The sequence below is a fragment of the Dickeya oryzae genome, assembly GCF_009372235.1.
Classification (GTDB): domain Bacteria; phylum Pseudomonadota; class Gammaproteobacteria; order Enterobacterales; family Enterobacteriaceae; genus Dickeya; species Dickeya oryzae.
Genome location: NZ_ML762920.1, coordinates 509,027 through 528,228, shown reverse-complemented (window position 1 = coordinate 528,228; position 19,202 = coordinate 509,027). Strand labels below are relative to the sequence as shown.

General features: G+C 46.4%; 17 protein-coding genes. 7 read left to right on the top strand and 10 right to left on the bottom strand.

Annotated elements, in window-relative coordinates; translation table 11 throughout:
* Nucleotides 1-5: 5 nt before the first annotated feature.
* The 7 genes from fliL to fliF all read right to left on the bottom strand — a co-directional run bounded on the left by fliL (nt 6) and on the right by fliF (nt 7,215).
* Nucleotides 6-494, bottom strand: coding sequence for a flagellar basal body-associated protein FliL (fliL, locus tag FAZ14_RS02290; protein WP_012884229.1), 489 nt, complete (start codon nt 492-494; stop codon nt 6-8).
* Between the two features lie 133 nt (nt 495-627).
* Entirely contained in the window at nt 628-1,953 is a 1,326-nt protein-coding gene (locus FAZ14_RS02285) for a flagellar hook-length control protein FliK (RefSeq protein ID WP_029456287.1), read from the bottom strand.
* A 2-nt stretch (nt 1,954-1,955) separates the two neighbouring features.
* Entirely contained in the window at nt 1,956-2,396 is a 441-nt protein-coding gene (fliJ, locus tag FAZ14_RS02280; protein ID WP_016940899.1) for a flagellar export protein FliJ, read from the bottom strand.
* Between the two features lie 8 nt (nt 2,397-2,404).
* Entirely contained in the window at nt 2,405-3,775 is a 1,371-nt protein-coding gene (fliI, locus tag FAZ14_RS02275; RefSeq protein ID WP_016940898.1) for a flagellar protein export ATPase FliI, read from the bottom strand.
* A complete protein-coding gene (fliH, locus tag FAZ14_RS02270) occupies nt 3,775-4,536 on the bottom strand; it encodes a flagellar assembly protein FliH (protein WP_153507975.1) in 762 nt (253 codons plus the stop codon). Before fliH ends, fliI begins: the two co-directional genes overlap by 1 nt.
* Nucleotides 4,511-5,503, bottom strand: a complete 993-nt coding sequence (fliG, locus tag FAZ14_RS02265; protein ID WP_016940896.1) for a flagellar motor switch protein FliG — start codon at nt 5,501-5,503, stop codon at nt 4,511-4,513. The genes fliH and fliG overlap by 26 nt, the downstream gene beginning before the upstream one ends.
* Nucleotides 5,500-7,215, bottom strand: a complete 1,716-nt coding sequence (gene fliF / locus FAZ14_RS02260) for a flagellar basal-body MS-ring/collar protein FliF (RefSeq protein WP_016940895.1) — start codon at nt 7,213-7,215, stop codon at nt 5,500-5,502. The genes fliG and fliF overlap by 4 nt, the downstream gene beginning before the upstream one ends.
* A 325-nt stretch (nt 7,216-7,540) precedes the next feature.
* On the opposite strand from fliF, the gene fliE reads away from it, so the two are divergent.
* On the top strand, nt 7,541-7,855 hold the full coding sequence (gene fliE / locus FAZ14_RS02255) for a flagellar hook-basal body complex protein FliE (RefSeq protein ID WP_016940894.1): 315 nt from the start codon (nt 7,541-7,543) through the stop codon (nt 7,853-7,855).
* A gap of 162 nt (nt 7,856-8,017) precedes the next feature.
* Here the strand turns inward: fliE and fliT are convergent, their stop codons facing one another.
* The 3 genes from fliT to fliD all read right to left on the bottom strand — a co-directional run bounded on the left by fliT (nt 8,018) and on the right by fliD (nt 10,343).
* Entirely contained in the window at nt 8,018-8,380 is a 363-nt protein-coding gene (gene fliT / locus FAZ14_RS02250; RefSeq protein WP_016940893.1) for a flagellar protein FliT, read from the bottom strand.
* The gene (fliS, locus tag FAZ14_RS02245; RefSeq protein ID WP_016940892.1) at nt 8,380-8,790 is read right to left on the bottom strand and encodes a flagellar export chaperone FliS; all 411 of its coding nucleotides are present in this window, start codon (nt 8,788-8,790) and stop codon (nt 8,380-8,382) included. The genes fliT and fliS overlap by 1 nt, the downstream gene beginning before the upstream one ends.
* A 98-nt stretch (nt 8,791-8,888) precedes the next feature.
* Nucleotides 8,889-10,343 carry a flagellar filament capping protein FliD gene (gene fliD / locus FAZ14_RS02240; RefSeq protein WP_050544588.1) on the bottom strand — a complete coding sequence of 485 codons (1,455 nt, stop codon included), beginning with the start codon at nt 10,341-10,343 and terminating at the stop codon, nt 8,889-8,891.
* Between the two features lie 922 nt (nt 10,344-11,265).
* Between fliD and FAZ14_RS02235 the strand changes: the two genes are divergently transcribed.
* From FAZ14_RS02235 to FAZ14_RS02210, 6 genes are all read left to right on the top strand, one after another.
* Nucleotides 11,266-12,102, top strand: a complete 837-nt coding sequence (locus tag FAZ14_RS02235) for a flagellin N-terminal helical domain-containing protein (protein ID WP_038925737.1) — start codon at nt 11,266-11,268, stop codon at nt 12,100-12,102.
* Nucleotides 12,103-12,342: 240 nt separating this feature from the next.
* Complete coding sequence (locus tag FAZ14_RS02230; protein ID WP_016940889.1) at nt 12,343-13,185, top strand: flagellin N-terminal helical domain-containing protein; 843 nt, start codon at nt 12,343-12,345, stop codon at nt 13,183-13,185.
* Nucleotides 13,186-13,412: 227 nt separating this feature from the next.
* A complete protein-coding gene (locus FAZ14_RS02225) occupies nt 13,413-16,850 on the top strand; it encodes an O-linked N-acetylglucosamine transferase family protein (RefSeq protein WP_050567067.1) in 3,438 nt (1,145 codons plus the stop codon).
* 235 nt (nt 16,851-17,085) lie between these two features.
* Complete coding sequence (locus FAZ14_RS02220; RefSeq protein WP_016940887.1) at nt 17,086-18,207, top strand: DegT/DnrJ/EryC1/StrS family aminotransferase; 1,122 nt, start codon at nt 17,086-17,088, stop codon at nt 18,205-18,207.
* Nucleotides 18,208-18,218: 11 nt separating this feature from the next.
* Nucleotides 18,219-18,875 carry a NeuD/PglB/VioB family sugar acetyltransferase gene (locus FAZ14_RS02215; protein ID WP_016940886.1) on the top strand — a complete coding sequence of 219 codons (657 nt, stop codon included), beginning with the start codon at nt 18,219-18,221 and terminating at the stop codon, nt 18,873-18,875.
* A gap of 88 nt (nt 18,876-18,963) precedes the next feature.
* Nucleotides 18,964-19,200: a hypothetical protein gene (locus tag FAZ14_RS02210; RefSeq protein WP_016940885.1), complete on the top strand. Its 237-nt coding sequence runs from the start codon at nt 18,964-18,966 to the stop codon at nt 19,198-19,200.
* Nucleotides 19,201-19,202: the final 2 nt, after the last annotated feature.

The window sequence follows — 19,202 nt, the reverse complement described above, 5'->3', positions numbered from 1 at the left end:
AGTGATTACCGCAAAATAAAAGCAGTGAACAGGACATCGCTGACGACCTGGTTAGGTTGTCCAGGGACCAGCGGTGGGCTTAATACCTGCTTGATATCTTCAACCAGCTTTTGTTTACCTTGTTCCGTTGCCAGAACAGATGAGCTCTGGCGGGAAAACAGCATAATCAAACGACTGCGAATTTCCGGCAGATAGTTCGTCAGGCGTGCACGGGTTGCTTCATCCGGCAGTCGCAGGGTAATGCCCACGTACAACACCCGATCCGGGTTGTTATCTGGGGATAACAAGTTAACGGTGAATGTATCCAACGGCATGAATACAGGTGCCGGCGGCGGAGGCGGCTCGCTGGATGCCGTCTCGGTTTTTTTATGATTCAAGAACCACCAGCCAGCACCCGCCCCTGCTGTAGCTGCCAGGGCGATAACAATCAAGATTATCAGCCAGAGGGAGCGTTTTTTACCACCTGACTGGGCTTTCTTATTAGACGTAGCCAATGATGTATCCTGTTATTTATCAGTATCTCATGGCAATGTTAGCCATGAGATAAATGCGTGATATCATGATTATCCTGCCTATTCACCGCTTCAATACAATGAATAAACAATAAAAAAAGCGTTAACTTTTTCATTAGGCAAAGATATCAACGCCATTAAGCCCCGTTACCATTGATTGTAACTGTGCTGGTACAGTCAGTGTTTCCGCTTCAGCGCCGGTACGATCAGGTTGACCAAATTGCTGTTGGTAAGACGAAGCGTTGCCGCTGCCATTCCCGTTGGCATTACTTGCCACCTGCTGCTGAGACTGCTGCCAGCTACTGGCATCTGAGCCTACGCTGCTTTGTCCCAGGTTGATACCATTCTCAGCCATCGCATTGCGCAGATGGGGGAGAGCGGATTCCAGTGCGGAACGCACCTGACTATTGCCAGAGACCAGATGAATCTGAGCCTGATTATCTTCGATTTTCAACGTAATATGCAGTGAACCGAGTTCTTCCGGATGCAACTTCAGTTCTGCTGTCTGCTGCCCGTTACGGGTAAACATGACAACTTGCTGACCCAGTGCATCATTCCACTGTTGAGTACCCAAAGGCGCATTAATCTGGCTGGTGACATGCTGTGCGGCCGGTTGGGTTGGCGTCGCATTACTGGCAAACAATGTAGATAGTGCTTGTAATGACGAGTGTGCGCCTGTATCGGCAATCGGGTTGCTGGCACGGTCTTCTTTACGCGATACCAGCAAAGCATTCTCTTTGGATTGATCGTAGCTATTGTCAGTGGCGCGTAATCCGGCATTCTGGGCAGCAGCAACGGATGCACCGGTGCCAGACAGTGTTGAGCCGGCGTTATTTGTCGCTGTTGTAGAGGCGTTCAGCGCAAAATTGCCTTGTGCTGATGTGTCAGTGTTTTTCGTTGAGCTGATTAACGAGCTCAGAACACTGTTGTCACCTTTACCATTTTTCAGTACATCCAGTGCATCAGATACAGATTGCGCTGAGCCTGTACCGTCAGTGGCTAATTTCCCCTGAGCAGAAGTCTGCGCCGGAATCATCGCAAACAACGCCTGCATCGCTAATGCATCGGTATTCGTTGTTTTTTCGTCTTTTACGCTGTCTTTTTTCTGCGCTTTTGCCAGGAGCGACTCAAGGGAATTACCCGACTGTAGATCACTTAGTGTCAGCGTTCCTTTGGCCAAGGCGGTCAGGATGGCATTTAATTCATCACTGTTCGCCTCAATACCACTCTTTGCGAGAGCATCTTTGAATTCAGCCGCTTCCTGATCACTGATGCCCGCTTTCTTGGCGGATTGCGTTGCAGAGAGTTTTTGCGATAGTAATTGCACAAAATTCTCTGGCAGTTGATCCTTGCCCAGCAGCGCAAGTAGAGAGTTCCCCTGAGGGGGAGTCGTGCTGCTTGCGTCAATCGTTGTAGTGGTTGTCATTGCTGGCAAGTTCATAATTATGTTTTCCTCATTGATGCACGTTGGGCGAACTCATCCATCCGCTTTTGTTCCAGGCGATTTTCGTGTGCCAGCATTTTGGTTTGTTCGCGTTGTTGCAGCGTACTAAATGCATTTAATCGTTGTTGCTTTTGCTGCCAGGCTTTCATCGCCTGATCCAAACGAGAAGACCAATTTAATAACTGATTCTGATGCTGCTCAATCGCTTTTTCCAGAGTCAAAATAAATTGCTGATAGTTCTGCCAGGCGGTATTGGCCATACCTTCGGTCATCGAATCGTTGAGCCGTTGGCGATAATCATCATGGTAGTCTAACAACATATTCAATTGCTGTTCAGACTGTGAATAGGCTTTTTGCACCTGGCCCAGATGCGTTGTCGCCGCATCGACTTCCTTTTGAGCCAAATCACGGAGCATGATGAAGGTGGACTGAGTACTCATTCGCCCTCCTATCTATTATACGGGAAAATGTTATTGAGTGCCTGACAGGCTTCATCAAACGAACTGCGCTCAAACATTCCCTGCTGCAAAAAATGTTGCATTTGCGGATACAGCTGTATTGCCCGATCAAGCATCGGGTCACTACCCGCGGCATAGGCACCAACGCTAATCAGGTCACGATTGCGCTGATAACTGGATAACGACTGTTTGAACTGCCTCACCGCAGAATAATGGTTCTCATCGATTAACGCCGTCATAGCACGACTAATCGATGCCTCTATATCAATAGCCGGATAATGCCCGGATTCTGCCAACTGGCGGGACAACACAATGTGGCCGTCCAGAATTGCACGGGCTGAATCAGCTATCGGATCTTGCTGATCGTCGCCCTCGGTCAACACTGTATAAAACGCAGTGATCGAGCCGCCGCCTGAAATACCGTTACCCGCACGTTCTACCAGCGCAGGCAGTTTTGCGAAAACCGAAGGCGGATAACCTTTAGTTGCCGGTGGTTCGCCAATTGCCAGCGCGATTTCACGCTGAGCCATCGCATAACGCGTCAGCGAATCCATAATTAACAATACATGATGTCCACGATCGCGGAAATCTTCTGCGATACGTGTAGCATAAGCCGCACCCTGCATACGCAGCAGGGGAGAGACGTCTGCTGGTGCTGCGATCACCACCGAGCGGGCGAGCCCTTCGGTACCGAGAATGTTTTCAATGAAGTCTTTGACTTCGCGTCCTCGCTCCCCGATCAGCCCAACAACAATAACATCAGCTTGAGTATAGCGCGCCATCATACCGAGTAGCACACTTTTACCCACGCCGGAGCCAGCGAAAAGCCCCATACGTTGACCTCGACCAACGGTCAGCAAGGCATTAATGGCCCGAACACCCACGTCCAGCACATGTTCGATGGGCGTGCGCTGGAGAGGGTTAAACGGTGCTGTTACCAACGGAGCACTATAGCCGGTATCTGGCGTCGGTAGGCCATCCAGTGGTTTGGCGCTGCCATCCAGCACTCGTCCCAGCAATGCCGGGCCTAATGGCAATTGTTTACCCTGGCTGCTACCGGTCAGGCCAACGCGTTCGTAGACACGAGCACCTGGGATGATGCCCTCGACTTCTTCAAGTGGCATCAGGAACAATTTCTGGCCATTAAATCCGACGACTTCACTTTCAACTTCGTCAACCTGATTGCCGGTTTGCCGTTCAATCAAACAGGTTGAGCCTAATGGCATATGAAGGCCAGTTGCTTCAAGCACCAATCCCGTTGCCCGCGTTAGCCGTCCGTAACGGCGTATTGAAGGCGTATTGATGATGCGTTTCTCAAATGCATCAATGGAAGAAAGCCAACGGGAGAGACGCACTGTCATCAAAGTTCTCCCGGTGCGGCCAGTCGGCAAAGTTCATGCCAGCGTGTGGCAATACTCGCGTCGAGATCACCTTCTTCAGCGCTGACTTTGCATCCACCGGGGTGTAACTGATTATCCGCCAATAACCGCCAGCCATGCAGACTGAGGGTTGGGCCGAGGTGTTGCTCCACCATTTCCAGATCTGAAGGGTGCACCCGCAACTGCGGCTTACCGCTAAACATCGGCTCTTGCTGGATAAGTTGCTGTATTTGCCCCATTAATGCGGTTCCGTCACAAACCGGCGACTGTCCAATGACCTGCCTGGCGGCGGTTAAAGCCAGTTGCATCAGCCGTGAAACGATGACGCTGTCAAGAGAATCCAATGTTTGCTGGAATTCATTGACCATTTGCTGCATCTGGGCAATAACCGGCTGCTGCTGCTGGGTAGCGTTTTGCAAGCCCTGCTGTGTACCTGCCTGGAGTCCATCCTGATAACCGGCGGCGTATCCTTGCTGCTTGCCTTCAGCAAACCCGGTTTCCCGAGCCTGTTGCAGCACTTGTTCGCGTAACGTTGCCAGGTCATCCTGTGGTTGCTGGAAATCAGACATGGCAAAAAAGCCGTTATCCTCTTCTGATGACATCGGGGCTGAAGCGGAAGAGGGCGCAGCCGGTACTGCCGCCTCTTTCACTGCGGGGGCGGCAGGAGCGGAAAGGTCATCCAACTTCCACGGTTGCCAGTCAAGATCACTGGAAGAATTAGACAAACGCGTCATCACCACCACCGATAATCATTTCTCCGCTGTCAGCCAGACGACGCACAATAAGCAGAATGGCTTTCTGTTCGTTTTCCACCTGAGACATACGTACTGGGCCACGGGTTGCCAGATCGTCGCGCAGAATTTCTGCCGCACGCTGCGACATGTTGCGCAGGAACTTCTCGCGCAATGGCTGATCGGCGCCTTTCAGGGCAATCAGCAAAGACTCGGATTCCACTTCCTGCAGCAGACGCTGGATACTGCGGTCGTCCACTTCCACGAGGTTTTCGAACAGGAACATTTCGTCGATAATTTTTTGTGCCAGTTCGCCGTCGAATTCGCGTACCGCATCGATAACGGCTTCTTCGTGCTGCGTTTTCATCAGGTTGATGATTTCCGCTGCAGTACGTACACCGCCCATCTTACTGCGTTTGAGGTTTTGACCATCCAACAGCCCATTAAGCACTTCGGTCAATTCCGCCAATGCTGATGGCTGCACCCCACCAAAGGTAGCGATACGCAACATGACATCGTTACGCATACGCTCATCGAAATGCGCCAGAATATCTGCTGCCTGTGCACGCTTGAGGTGCACCAGGATGGTCGCGATAATCTGCGGGTGTTCGTCGCGAATAAGGTCGGCCGCGCTTTGCGGTTCCATGAAGTTGAGCGTTTCCATACCAGAAGACGTTTCTTTGCTTTCAAGAATGTCTTCCAGCAGGCTAGAGGCGCGTTCTTCACCCAGTGCTTTAACCAGCACAGAGCGCAGATATTCGCCGGCGTTGACACCTAATGCGGCATACTGCTCGGCTTCAAGATCAAACTCGCGCAATACTTCCAGCAACTCGGATTGAGAGACTTGCTTCATGTTGGCCATCGCAGTACTAAGGTGCTGTACTTCACGCGTCGAAAGGTGCGTAAAAACTTCCGCTGCACGATCTTCGCCGATGGTCATTAACAAGACGGCGCTTTTTTCTGTACCTGTCAGACTCATAGTTCGTTACTCATCCAATGGCGAATTACCAGTGCGACAACGCGAGGATCATTCTCGGCTAGCTCACGAATACGCTGGCTGTGCATCTCAGCGTGAGCCCGCTGTTCGGATTTCTTCTGTATTTCCTCTTCCATTGCACTGATGGTGACGGAGACATCTGAATCCTGACCACGCAGCGCCGCAGCAGCCTCAGCGGCTTGTTGTATCTGAGCTCGTTTTTGCAACTGCGGACGCACCAGTTTGCGATACATAATCCAGCCGACAATCAGTACCAGCAACCAGCGGCCTGCTTCAATCAGCAGATCGAAGAATGCCTGTTTCTTCCAGAAGGGCAGCTCACCTGCAGAGGTATCTGTGACGGTGAACGGCGTGTTGACTACGTTGACAGAGTCACCACGGTCACTGGAAAAGCCCATCGATTCACGGACTAATGCTTCAATTTTCTTGAGCTGCTCATCGCTGAGCGCGGCTGGTTTACCATCCTCGCCTTGTGTGTAGTTAACCACAACAGCGACAGATAAACGCTGGACGCTCCCTGTGCTTTGTTTGGTATGCCGGATAGTACGGTCAACTTCATAGTTGATCGTCTGGTCGCGACGGCTATTGAATGTCTGGTTTGCCGAATTGCTTGCCGATGTTTGGGTATTGTTTCCCGCAGCATTAGCATTGTTTGCGTTATTGGTATTGTTTGCGTTATTAGCATTATTTGCTGGCGGCGTTGAAATAGGTGCTGTCGGCGCAGGAGTCGGGGTATTAGACAGCGCGCCAGGCACACCACCTACATTGGGTCCACCACGCTGGTCGCTCTGACTAGTTTGCTGGGAGCGTACTGCGGCCTGATTCGGCGTCTGGTTCGGTTGATATTGTTCATCAGTCTGCTCACGATTGGCGAAATCGATTTGAGCTGTGACCTGCGCATGTACATTACCCGCACCAACAACCGGTGTCAGGATGGCTTCAATGCGACGTTGGTAATTACTTTCTACCTCGTTGGCATATTTCAACTGTGCGGCGTTCAGATCGCGCCCTGAACCATCGTTTTGCGTCAGCAGTTTGCCAGTCTGATCAACAACGGTCACCTTGTCGGCTGGGAGTCCGGCTACACTGCTGGAAACGAGATAGGTAATCGCGTTGATTTGGCTATCATCCAGTGCACGACCTGGTTGCAGTGTGACGGTAACCGCCGCAGAGGGAGATTTCTGCTCACGTACGAACAGCGAGGGTTTAGGAATGGCCAGGTGAACGCGGGCGCTTTGGATTGGCCCCAGCGTTTCCATGGTTCTTGCCAGTTCACCTTCAAGGGCGCGCTGGTAGTTAATTTGCTCGCTGAACTGGCTGATACCGAATTTTTCTTGATCGAGCAGTTCGAAACCGACGGCACCCCCTTTCGGCAAACCTTGCTGCGCCAGTTTCAATCGGGTGTCATAAACTTTGTCTGCCGGGACCAGAATGGCTGCACCGTTTTCCGCAAAGCGGTAGGGGATATTCATTTTGCCCAGTTCGGAAATAATACTGCCACCATCGCGCTCGTTCAGATTGGTATAGAGCACACGATAATCTGGGCCACGAGCCCACAACGACAGGGCGACGACAATAGCAATCGTTGCTGCTGCCGCAATCAACAAAGGGATTTTAGGATTGGCGCGTAAACGGTTGAGTATCTCGCCAAAGCTTTTCCCACCGGTAGTGGCTCCGGATGTTAAGGCGTTCATACTCTATCTCTGCCTGGTTGCTGAACGATATGGATAACGTTGTAACGTAACAAAACAGAACTCCCTGATTGCGCAATCATAAAAACTCATCAACGACATTTACCGGCATGCCATTATTTTCCGTAACGCGAAAATTGATGGGTCGATAAGCTGGCATTTTTAATGTCATTTATACGATTTACTACCTGAACGATATGGTAGTGTAGTAAACCGGTAAAAAGATGTATGCGAAATAAACTACGCTACCAGCGTTTTTTCTGATATGTGTATGTTTGTAATTTATTGATTTTTATTATGTTCTCAATCTTTAGTTGAGGAATAAGGCATGTCTATTCAGGGTATTGATGCGGTATTGCAGCAAATGCAGGTTACCGCAACCAAAGCTGCCGGCGGACCGGATTTCACTGCGGCGTCGCAGTCTGGTTTTGCCAGTGAGCTAAAAGCTGCAATTGAGAAAATCAACGAAACACGCACGCAGGCTCAGGCACAAGGCGAAGCGTTTACATTGGGTAAACCGGGGGTTGCCCTGAACGACGTGATGATTGATAACCAGAAGGCTTCCATTGCTTTGCAAATGGGTGTTCAGGTGCGTAATAAGCTGGTATCGGCCTACCAGGAAGTGATGAATATGACGATATAATCGCAACTGGTTGCGTTATATATTACACTTTTGTATCAGGGTGAATATCCAGTGGATATTCACCCTGATTTTTAAGAAAAGCGTACAATTATAAACACTATAATCGTGAGCCCATTCTGAGTGCTCAGGGCTCGTAAGTGGAGAAGGTGGGGCGTGCGTGAGTCATGACTGGGGTTTTCCAGGGAGAATATCGTTGGAAAACTCAGCGTATGTATTATTGACCGATTTTTGGCTTTGAGACTGTTGGATCAAAACTGCCAGTTCTTGCATTCTGTTTTGTAACAATTCCTTCACTTGTGCTTCCGTATCCAGTATATCCTGAAGCAATTGCCGAAACTGTAACTGTACCGTACCAGGAATATTTGCAGGAACTGTAATCTGGCTGATTCTCTCTATTGACTGAATATAAACAATTTCCTGTTCAACAACATCATCCCATAATCCATTGAGGGCCATGGTTTTGATATTCCGGATGAGTGTGAGTAACCCCTGATACTCAGTTAGTAATGGAGAGAGATTTTCCATTAGCGCATTTCCGTCGTTGGTTGATAACCTGGCCCAATTTGTTTCCATGCATCCGCAATGTTATCAAGGAGAGCTTCCACTTCCATAATTGCCTGCAAATCATTATTAATATTGGCATGCAATAATCGACGCACCATGTAGTCGTACAGGTCAGCAAGGTTTTCTGCCAGTTCACCGCCTTTTTCCATATCTAATCCAAGCTTTAGGCCATTGGTGATAATATCAATGGCTTTGGATAGTGCATTCCCTTTGCCGACGACATCATTCTGCTCAATAAGAATTCTCGCCCGGACAAGTGCACTTTTAGTCCCGTCAAATAACATAACGATCAACTGATGGGGGCTGGCGCTCATCGCTGCACTTTCCACACTCACCTGAGCATACGCCTGACTGGCACTCTTTCTATACATGACCATGCGTTGAATAACCGATTAATAATGATAAAAAATAACACTTATCGTTATCTGGCATGCTACGAAGTGGAGCACGCCAGATACATCAAGGCTAATTAGCTGTTGCTGGTTTTATTAAATTGCTGTGTCAGGTAAGTACTGGTTGACGACAGTTTAGCTAGCAAGGTATTAAGCTGGGTAAACTGGGTCTTATAACGATTCATCGTTGAATCAATGCTGTCCTGAATACTTGCAATTTGCTTCGCTACTGTTGCCTGGCTGGTTTTAATGCCATCCTGGACTGATTTGAGCAACCCATTGGTTGAATTCAGCGTCTGGCTCAGGTAATTGCCTGCCTGGGTTGCGAATCCGGTGGTAGAGCCATTGCCTGTGAAGAATGTGTTTACGCTACCCGCACTGGCTTTCAACGTATTGGTTAACTTGGTATTATCGACAAGCAATTTACCGCTGTTGGTTGGATCCTGAGTAATTCCCAAATCTGCCATGGTGTGCAAAGCACCACTACCACTCTGTATATTAGTCATCAAATTCTGTAACTGCCGCTGGATAGTACGAATAGTACCATCACCAAGTAGTGCACCATTAGTGGTGGATTGTTGGCCACTATTCTTGTCTGCTGCTGAAGGCGGTGTGTAATTAGTCTGAGTCTTGATTGTGTCCAGTACGCTGTTATAAGCAGTGACCCAATTTTGGATCGCTTGTTGTGTACCAGTAACATCTGAGGATATAGACAGATTTTCCGCAGAGGAGCCTGTCGCTGATGCCGCTTTAAGATTCAGCGTTACGCCAGTGATAGCAGTAGTCACCGTATTGCTCTGGCTAGTGACTGACATACCATTAAGTGTAAATGATGCATTTTTGGCTGCTACCTGCTCAGTAAAGCTACCCAGTGGGCTAGACAAATTACCGCTTACAGAGATGGTCATCGCAGATTGCGTACCGGTGTCTTTTGCTGTCAGCATCAGGTAGTTACTGGTGCCGTTATTAATGATACTGGCGCTGACGCTGCCACCGGCATTGTTAATAGCGTCACGGATATTATTCAATGATGTTTTATCATCCGTCAGCGTGATTTTCAGTGGGGTCGCCTGACCAGGCTGAGAAATCGTAATAGTACTACTGGTGGCAGAAGTACCGCCGGAGACCAACGCGGTTGAGGCACTGCTAAAAGCCCCGGAGATTTGCGACTGTGCCTGGGCGAGGTTATTAACAAAAATGCTATAAGTCCCTGCAACAGCAGTGCTATCTGTGCTGGCACTGAATGCCGTGTTGGTGCTCGTTACCGCAGTGGATGTAATACTCTTCATGTTTTGCAGTGCGGTAGTCGCGCTCTGCAGATTTTTCATCGATGCTTCAACGGCACTATAAGCCTTCGCCTGTGCGCTTAGCGAGTTGCTCTTATTTTGGTAAGGGGTTAACTTCTGCGCTTCGACGGTTTGCAGTTTAGTAAGCAGAGAACTCAGGTCAAGCGCAGAACCACTAACTGAAGTCCCCAAGTTCATACCTATCGAAGAGATAATGTTTGAGTTACTGCTAACCGTCGTAGCCATAGAGATACCCTTGCATTTAAATTGTGAACTGACAACCTTATCGGCACTGTATCCGAAAAGTTTACAGATGTAATGTAAATTTCAGCGTAATCACTACGCACCCTGACTTCCATCACGCCTGCATACTCTGCATACATTGATAACTCTATCACGGTATTATGAATGTGGTGAAAAAGGCGGCGTTATGTCCCCTGAACCCGTTGACATGGGGTTATGTCCCTGAAGGTGCGTCGGTGTAAAATCGAAGCCTGTCGCAGACCCTATACTTCAGTGGGGCGTAACTATTTTGTACAATCAGAGGCATGATTTTCCGACGAAAAGTAGTTCTGTATTTGGCTCTCTACGGTTTTCCGACGGACTCGATGGGCATGGGCAGAGGCGCTCTCGCTGCTGCTTTAGTACCACAATCTATCTGATGACAGATGGCGTGGATTACCTTTAAGTTTTTGTCTGTGCGGCGGACAAGCCCACAAGAGTCGGTATACGGAAATATTGCTTAACTGGGCCGGGATTATCCTAAAAGGCGAGTATCTGAAAACGGTATTGGCGGATAAGGTGCACTTAAGCGAAAACCTTCACATTTATTTGAAAATGAAATAAATAAAGGCTGCTATTCCTTTTAAATTGAATGAAAAGGCCAGTCAAAGCAGACGTCGCTCCTTCGATTTGTTCAGAAATCTGCTGGTGCCAGAGCATTCAGCCATACTGAAGCTGGAATTTCTGATTGTGGCGGATCAGATTTGTGCCATGATCTACTGTCATGCCACTTCGATGAAGAGGTCATCCAGTCTGATTGTTTAGGTATAAGCGGAAATATCAAAAAAACTAAAGGTTGTTCTATCCAGGCCGATACACTTAACGACGGTGATGACACCGAGGGCGGCAGCCCATAATCATTAATAGCAATGAAAGGAATATAATTATGCCAGTCATTAATACTAACAGTATGTCGCTGTTGGCCCAGTCTAATCTGACTAAGTCACAATCCTCCCTGCAGACCGCGATTGAACGTCTGTCCTCTGGTCTGGCCATCAACAGTGCCAAGGACAACGCAGCAGGCTCTGGTATCGTCAACGGTATGACTGCTCAGATCCGTGGTCTGACCCAGGCTTCCAAAAACGCCAACGACGGTGTGTCTCTGGTGCAGACTGCTGAAGGTAACCTGAATACCATCAACGACAACCTGCAGCGTATCCGTGAGCTGGCCGTACAGGCAGCGAACGATACCAACGGCACTCTTGACCGTACATCCATCCAGACTGAAATTGACCGTCGTGTTGAAGAAATCGACCGTGTTGCTAAGAGCGCAAACTTTAACGGTAAAGCACTGCTGGACGGTACTGTTACCGCCACTGGTTTTAACATTCAGGTTGGTGCCGGCACTACTGCAAACGATGCTATCTCCGTTGGCAGCTCTGCACTGATCAACGCCACTTCTGGCGGTCTGGGCGTGACTTCTCTTAGCGTTTCCAGCGCAACCAGCGCCACCGCAGTTGTTGGCGCTATTGACTCTGCTCTACAGCAGATTAACACCGCTAAAGCAAACATCGGTGCGACGCTGAACCGCTTCCAGTCTACCATTGACAACCTGAGCAATACCATTAACAACCTGAGTAGTGCGCGCAGTCGTATTCAGGATGCCGACTACGCGACAGAAGTATCCAACATGAGCCGGTCGCAGATTCTGCAGCAGGCTGGTACGTCTGTACTGGCGCAGGCTAACCAGGTGCCGCAGACCGTTCTGAAACTGCTGCAGTAATCGCTGTTTGTTGGGTAAGGTATGGCCAGTTGGAGATGTTAACAACGGTGACTTACAAGTGAGTGAACGTTGCCACTGGTCAATCTGTCTTTCGCCTTACCCACATCCCTTCACTAAGGGACAAGCGAGAATTTCAAAAAAAAACTAAAGGTTGTTTTGCCGCGGTCGATATAGTTAGTGCGGTTATTATACCGAGGGCGGCAGCCCATAATCATTAATAGCAATGAAAGGAATATAATTATGCCAGTCATTAATACTAACAGTATGTCGCTGTTGGCCCAGTCTAATCTGACTAAGTCACAATCCTCCCTGCAGACCGCGATTGAACGCCTGTCCTCTGGTCTGGCCATCAACAGTGCCAAGGACAACGCAGCAGGCTCTGGTATCGTCAACGGTATGACTGCTCAGATCCGTGGTCTGACCCAGGCTTCCAAAAACGCCAACGACGGTGTGTCTCTGGTGCAGACTGCTGAAGGTAACCTGAATACCATCAACGACAACCTGCAGCGTATCCGTGAGCTGGCCGTACAGGCAGCGAACGATACCAACGGTTCTCTTGACCGTACATCCATCCAGACTGAAATCAACCGTCGTGTCGACGAAATCAACCGTGTTGCTGCTAGTGCGAACTTCAACGGTAAAGCACTGCTGGACGGTTCTGTTACTGCTACTGGCTTTAACATTCAGGTTGGTGCTGGCACTACTGCAAACGATGCTATCTCCGTTGGCAGCTCTGCACTGATCAACGCCACTACTGGCGGTCTGGGTATCGGTGCTACCAGTACCGACGTTTCCAGCGCAACCAGCGCAACGGCTGTTATTCAGGCGGTTGATACAGCTCTGCAGAAAATTAACACCGCTAAAGCAAACATCGGTGCGACGCTGAACCGTTTCCAGTCTACCATTGACAACCTGAGCAACACCATTAACAACCTGAGCAGCGCACGCAGCCGTATTCAGGATGCCGACTACGCGACAGAAGTATCCAACATGAGCCGGTCGCAGATTCTGCAGCAGGCTGGTACGTCTGTACTGGCACAGGCTAACCAGGTTCCGCAGACTGTTCTTAAACTGCTGCAGTAATCTCGGTTCACTCAGTGATGAATTCAGAAACCAACCCTTCGGGGTTGGTTTTTTTATTCTGCGACTGCATCGGAATAAATAAAATTTTTTTGAATAAAACCGGCACCTTAAGCGATGAAATAGGGAAGTTATAATTTGATGCTCAGAGGATTGGTGAAATAGGTCTTCTTATATACTGAAAGTAATTTTATCTCTGCATAAAGTATTAAAGGAAATGTCTTGTGACCATGCCAGATACACAACCTTTAGCTAATAAGACCGACTTGGATGACGATGCTGGTAAAACACCACTGAGTTCGATGTCATCTCCCATCCCCCATACTGCACCTTTCCATTTGCAAGCTATGGCGCATCTTTACGGCGTTGAGTCCGTTGCACCGGAAAGGGCGCGTGTACTTGAGATCGGGTGTAAAGATGGTGGCAATTTGTTACCTTTTGCACTGGCTAATCCACAGGCACAGGCTGTTGGGGTTGATCTGGATGCGGATAAAATTGGCAAAGGTAATGCACTGATCAAGCAACTTGAGTTGGACAACATTGCGTTATTTGCATTGGACCTTGAGTCGTTGCTGGCCTGCGATCCTGGGTCATTTGATTACATCATTATCCACGGTTTGTTTAGTCTCATTGGAGGTGAAACTCGGGATGCATTACTGAGATTCTGTCATGATCATCTAACGCCTGAAGGGATTGTTTGTTATTGCTACAATACTTATCCAGGATGGAAGAGCGGCGAAATTCTGCGAGATGCCATTCAACTCCATAGCGGACTTGCTAACGATGAGGCGACGGCGAAGGCCAGTGCTCGAGCTATGCTGACCTACATGTCTTTGGGAACTGCGCCGGATAATCCTCAGAATGCTGCACTGAAATCATTCATTGAACAAGCTGAAAAACAGTCTGATGTAGACTTCGCGTTGCACTATCTGCAAGGGCTAAATCAGCCTTGCTACTTTGTTGATTTCTATTCACAAATTACTCAGGCAGGTTTTGCCTATTTAGGTGATGTTCGTGCATACACCGAGCTGGCGGAGCATTATGGCGATCAGGTTTCGCATTTGCATGAGACTATTTGCCCCGAAAATACTGTCTATTTACGCCAGCAATATCTGGATTTCGCTGTTAACCGTTCGCAACGATTCAGTATGTTGATCCCACAAGAACGGGCTAAAGATATTTTACCAGCACCTGATCTGGATAAATTAGCGGACCTTCATTGGGCTGGGAATTTTCAGCGAATCATTGCTGATGAGGGAAGAAATACGCTGAATGCTCACACTTCCAGTACCGGCGAAACCATCAGTACTGAAAATGCAGTAGTGCTGGCGATTCTCGATGCGTTGGGAGAAGCCTGGCCAGCCAGCCTGAATTTAGAGCAATTGGTCTTTAACAGTCAGTTACCAGAAAAAGAAACAGACAATTACCGGCAAGATGTACTGGATACACTAAAAAAACTATTTTTAAAAGGAATCAGTGGTCTTTATGTTCGGATAGGTAAATGCACTTATCGTGATTGCCGTCATAAGAGTCTCAGTGGGCTACCGGGTCTTGCTACAACAGATTTAGCGTTCAATTTCTGGCATGAGACAGTTTCACTTGATAGTGACGAAAGATTGTTTCTACAACAGTTATCCTCGCCGACTATCAGCAAAAATAGCTCATATTATAGTCGACTATGGGGGTTGCGTAATAAAGGTGTCGTATGGGGAGCACCACGTGCATGGCGAGATAATTTGAAGAATGCGATTGTAAATACAGATGTCTCTCAGGTGGCTGCTTATATCCAGACTCTGGCGATGTATATCAGCGATGCGAATGCGGAAAAAGTTATTGAACCAGAAAAATCGGTAGCATATAAAAAGAAAAAGTTACAGGATAAAAACCCATTAAGCCGTAAAGTATATGAAGAGGTTGATCGCCTCACTGCGTTAGGGAATTTTGCTGAGGCAAGGGAAAAGACTGAAGAGATTATCAATACTTACCCCGATAACTTGTGGGTCTGGTACCCCTTTGTGAATACGCATGTCCGTACTGGAGATTTTGACGGCGCTTTAAATGTCATTACCCGGGCGATCGCATTAATGCCTTTTGAGTGGGATTTTTATATTGATTTGTCGATATGCTTCTGGAGAAAGAACGAATTACACCGAGGTATATCTTTGATCAGAAAGGTTCTGCGTTGCGATGAGCAAAAAGGACTGGCATGGGATACCTTGGCAGTGTTGCTGAACATTACTAATAACTTTGATTCTGCTCTTGTTTGTGTGGAAAGGGCATTACAAATCGAACCAGAAAACCCAAATTTTATTAGCCATATGGGCATGATCTGCCATCATTTGGGGCGAGAGGATGCGATTTTTTATCATCGAAAAACTCTTGAACTGATGCCAAATGCCTTTCACTTGCATAGTAATTTGCTGTTGGGTTTATCACATGATATCAGTATAACTCCGCAAGAGTTGTTTAAAGAGCACCTCATGTTCGGCCAGCGTGTGGAAGAAGCTGTGGCACGTTATCATTGTCAGTTCATCTATCCGATGAACAAAGATTTTGATCGTCCATTGCGTATAGGCTTTATTTCCGGTGATCTTGGTAACCACCCGGTGACAAATTTTATAGCGCCGATATGGAATTCGATAGATCAAGAGGCGTTTTCCATTTATGCATACTCTTGTTATCAGCGTTGTGATGAACGGTCTGAGAAATTAAAGCAGCGTACGGCCGGATGGTATGATGTTGATAAAATGGGTGATATGGAACTGGCAAAATTAATCAATGATGACAAGATTGATATATTGATTGATCTAGCAGGACATACCGCATACAACAGACTACCCGTTCTTGCTATGAAACCAGCCCCAATACAAATGAGTTGGATTGGTTATCCTGGAACTACGGGAATGTCAGCAATTGATTATTATTTAATGAATGCTAACACACCACTCCCTGACTATTTGCAGGATCAGTTTGTGGAAAAATTAATTTTCATGCCATTTCTGAGAATATTTGAACCTGCTGAGCAAAGTCCTGATGTTAATGAATTGCCAGCTTTATCAAATGGTTACATAACTTTCGGTTCATTTAATCGCCCACAAAAAATTAATGATAGCATGTTAGAACTATGGGCAGAGATTTTGTGTGCAATTCCTGATTCTAAATTATTACTTGGCTATATGCCTGGGAAAGAACTGATTGATACGATTACTCAAAAGATGGGTAACTGGGGTGTGGATGAGAGTAGGCTTATTTTCCGTCTGAAAACTGGCATGAGTGCATATCTTCATAGCCATCATGAGGTGGATCTTTTGCTCGATACGTTCCCATACACTGGTGGGACAACAACAAACCATGCGCTATGGATGGGTGTTCCGACGCTGACGATGGTAGGGGAGACATTGGTAACTTTTCAGGGAGCTGTAGCGATTGATGGCCTTGATTTAGACGACTTCGTAGCCCATTCTCGCGAGGAGTATAAGGTGAAAGCGATTAAATTTAGCCAGAATTATACACGCCTTGCTGATGTTCGTAAGAATATGCGTACTAAGATAACAAGTGCTACAGTCGGTAACGTAAAGCCATCAATATTTTTTGAAAAAATGCTGAGAAAAGTATGGGGTATTTACTGTAAAGGTGATAAACCATCCACTTTCTTTGTTGGTAAATAGAATATAGTTAGCGGATATATATCCAAAATATTCAGGTTGCAGGAAGGTGCAAGAGAGTGAATTGTAATGAGTTCACTCAGGCAAGTGATGTGGTGAGTTAACATCATCGACACACCAGCAACCTGAAAAATGACGGGTATAGTTAGATTTATGTAAAGAGCACATTGGTAGCTTTAGCCAAGGGCGGTAGCTTTGTAATAAGCAAAAAACGCCAAGAATTGTAACAAGGGGGTGTATGAAAAATAATATTTTTGTTACAAGACCGCTGCTTCCACCGCTGGCGGAGTTGATGCCCTACCTTGAGAAGATATGGGAAAATCAATATATTACAAATAGTGGACCGTTCCATGAAATGCTAGAGCAAGAATTAGCTGCCTATTTAGGCGTGAAATATCTCAGCTTATTTGGCAATGGTACGCTTGCCTTATTAACAGCTCTTCAGGCATTAAGGATATCAGGGGAGGTTATTACAACTCCTTATTCGTTTGTGGCAACATCTCATTCCCTATTATGGAATGGATTAAAGCCAGTATTTGTTGATATCGATCCTGTTAATTGTAACCTCGATCCAGGAAAAATAGAGGCTGCAATTACCCCGCTGACATCAGCTATATTACCTGTTCATTGTTATGGCGTTCCATGTAATGTTGATGCAATTCAAAAGATTGCTGATGCTTATGGGATAAAAGTTATTTATGATGCCGCACATGCGTTTGGTGTAAAAAAACAAAATACAAGTATTCTGAACTACGGTGATTTATCTATACTCAGTTTTCATGCGACAAAAGTTTTCAATACAATCGAAGGTGGAGCAATAATCTGCCACGATAAGAAAATGAAACAACGAATTGATTATTTGAAGAATTTTGGTTTTGCTGATGAAACTACGGTAGTTGCTGCAGGAATAAACTCCAAGATGAATGAAGTGCAAGCTGCATATGGCTTGCTTCAGTTGAAATATATTGATGATGCACTTGATGCCCGGATGGTAATCTATGATAAATACGTGAATGCGTTTGCTGGTATACCTCAAATCCGCATGATTAAAAATGTAGATGACATTCGCTGGAATTATGCATATTTTCCTATTTTTCTTGAAGAGTGCCCGTATAGCCTGCGTGATATCATTTATAATGAACTAAAAGAAAATAATATCTACTCCAGAAGATATTTTTTTCCTTTAATTAGTTCTTTTCCGATGTATCGAGGATTAGATAGTGCTGGTAGTGGAAACCTTCCAATAGCAACTGATATATCTAGCCGAGTATTATGCTTGCCTATTTATCCTGGCTTATCATTAGAAGAGCAGGAGCGGGTTATTCTCGCTATTAAAGAAATTATAAGAAAGCATATATGACAGGAGTGGATATGAAACTTGGAATATATGGTTCTGGTGGATTGGGTAGAGAGGTATTGCTTCTTGCCAAATATATTAACTCTGTTCATTCGAGATGGAGTGAGATATTTTTCATCGATGATTTTAATTTTGATAGAACACATAAAGGTCACCCTGTAGTATCATGTGAGTCGCTAGTTAAGAATCAAGTTGTTAGCAATGTTGAAGTTGTGATTGCTGTCGGTGAACCAAGTTTACGTGCACGTCTTGCGGATAAGATAGAGTCACATGGAATTCCATTAGCGATATTGATACATCCATCAGTTACTGTGCCAGAGTGTACAACAATAAATAATGGATGCGTGATTAATATGGGAGTTTATATATCCTGTGATATAAAAATAGGAAAGAATGTTTTCTTTCAACCCAACTCTAGTATTGGGCATGATTCTTATATTGGTGATCACTCAATAGTATCAACATATGTCAGTCTTGCTGGTGGATGTAGGATCGGCGAACAAGTGTTTTTAGGGATGGGGGCTATTGTTAAGGAAAAAACATCGATTGGCGATATGAGTATAATTGGAATGAGCTCGGCTGTGTTTGGAGATATTCCTGCAGAGGTTATCGCGCTAGGTAATCCTGCTAGAGTATTGCGGAAAAATGAAAGCAAAAAAATTTTTAACTAGCTATTCAGTGAAGCGAGTTAAAAGAAGCTATATAATAGAGCAATTGTAACATATAGTGCTATTAATATTTTTATTGAAGAGATTACTAATGACTAATTTAGAGAAATACAATCAGGTTTTTGTTCAAACATTCGAAGTTTCTGAAGAGATATTACCGGGATATAAATATCAAGATACAGCATCTTGGGATTCTGTTGGGCATATGTCCATGATTTCTTCTCTGGAAGAGACTTTCGATATTATGATGGATACTGAAGATATCATTGACTTCTCCTCGTATGAAAAAGGAAAGGAGATCTTAAGTAAATATGATGTAGTTATTTAGGA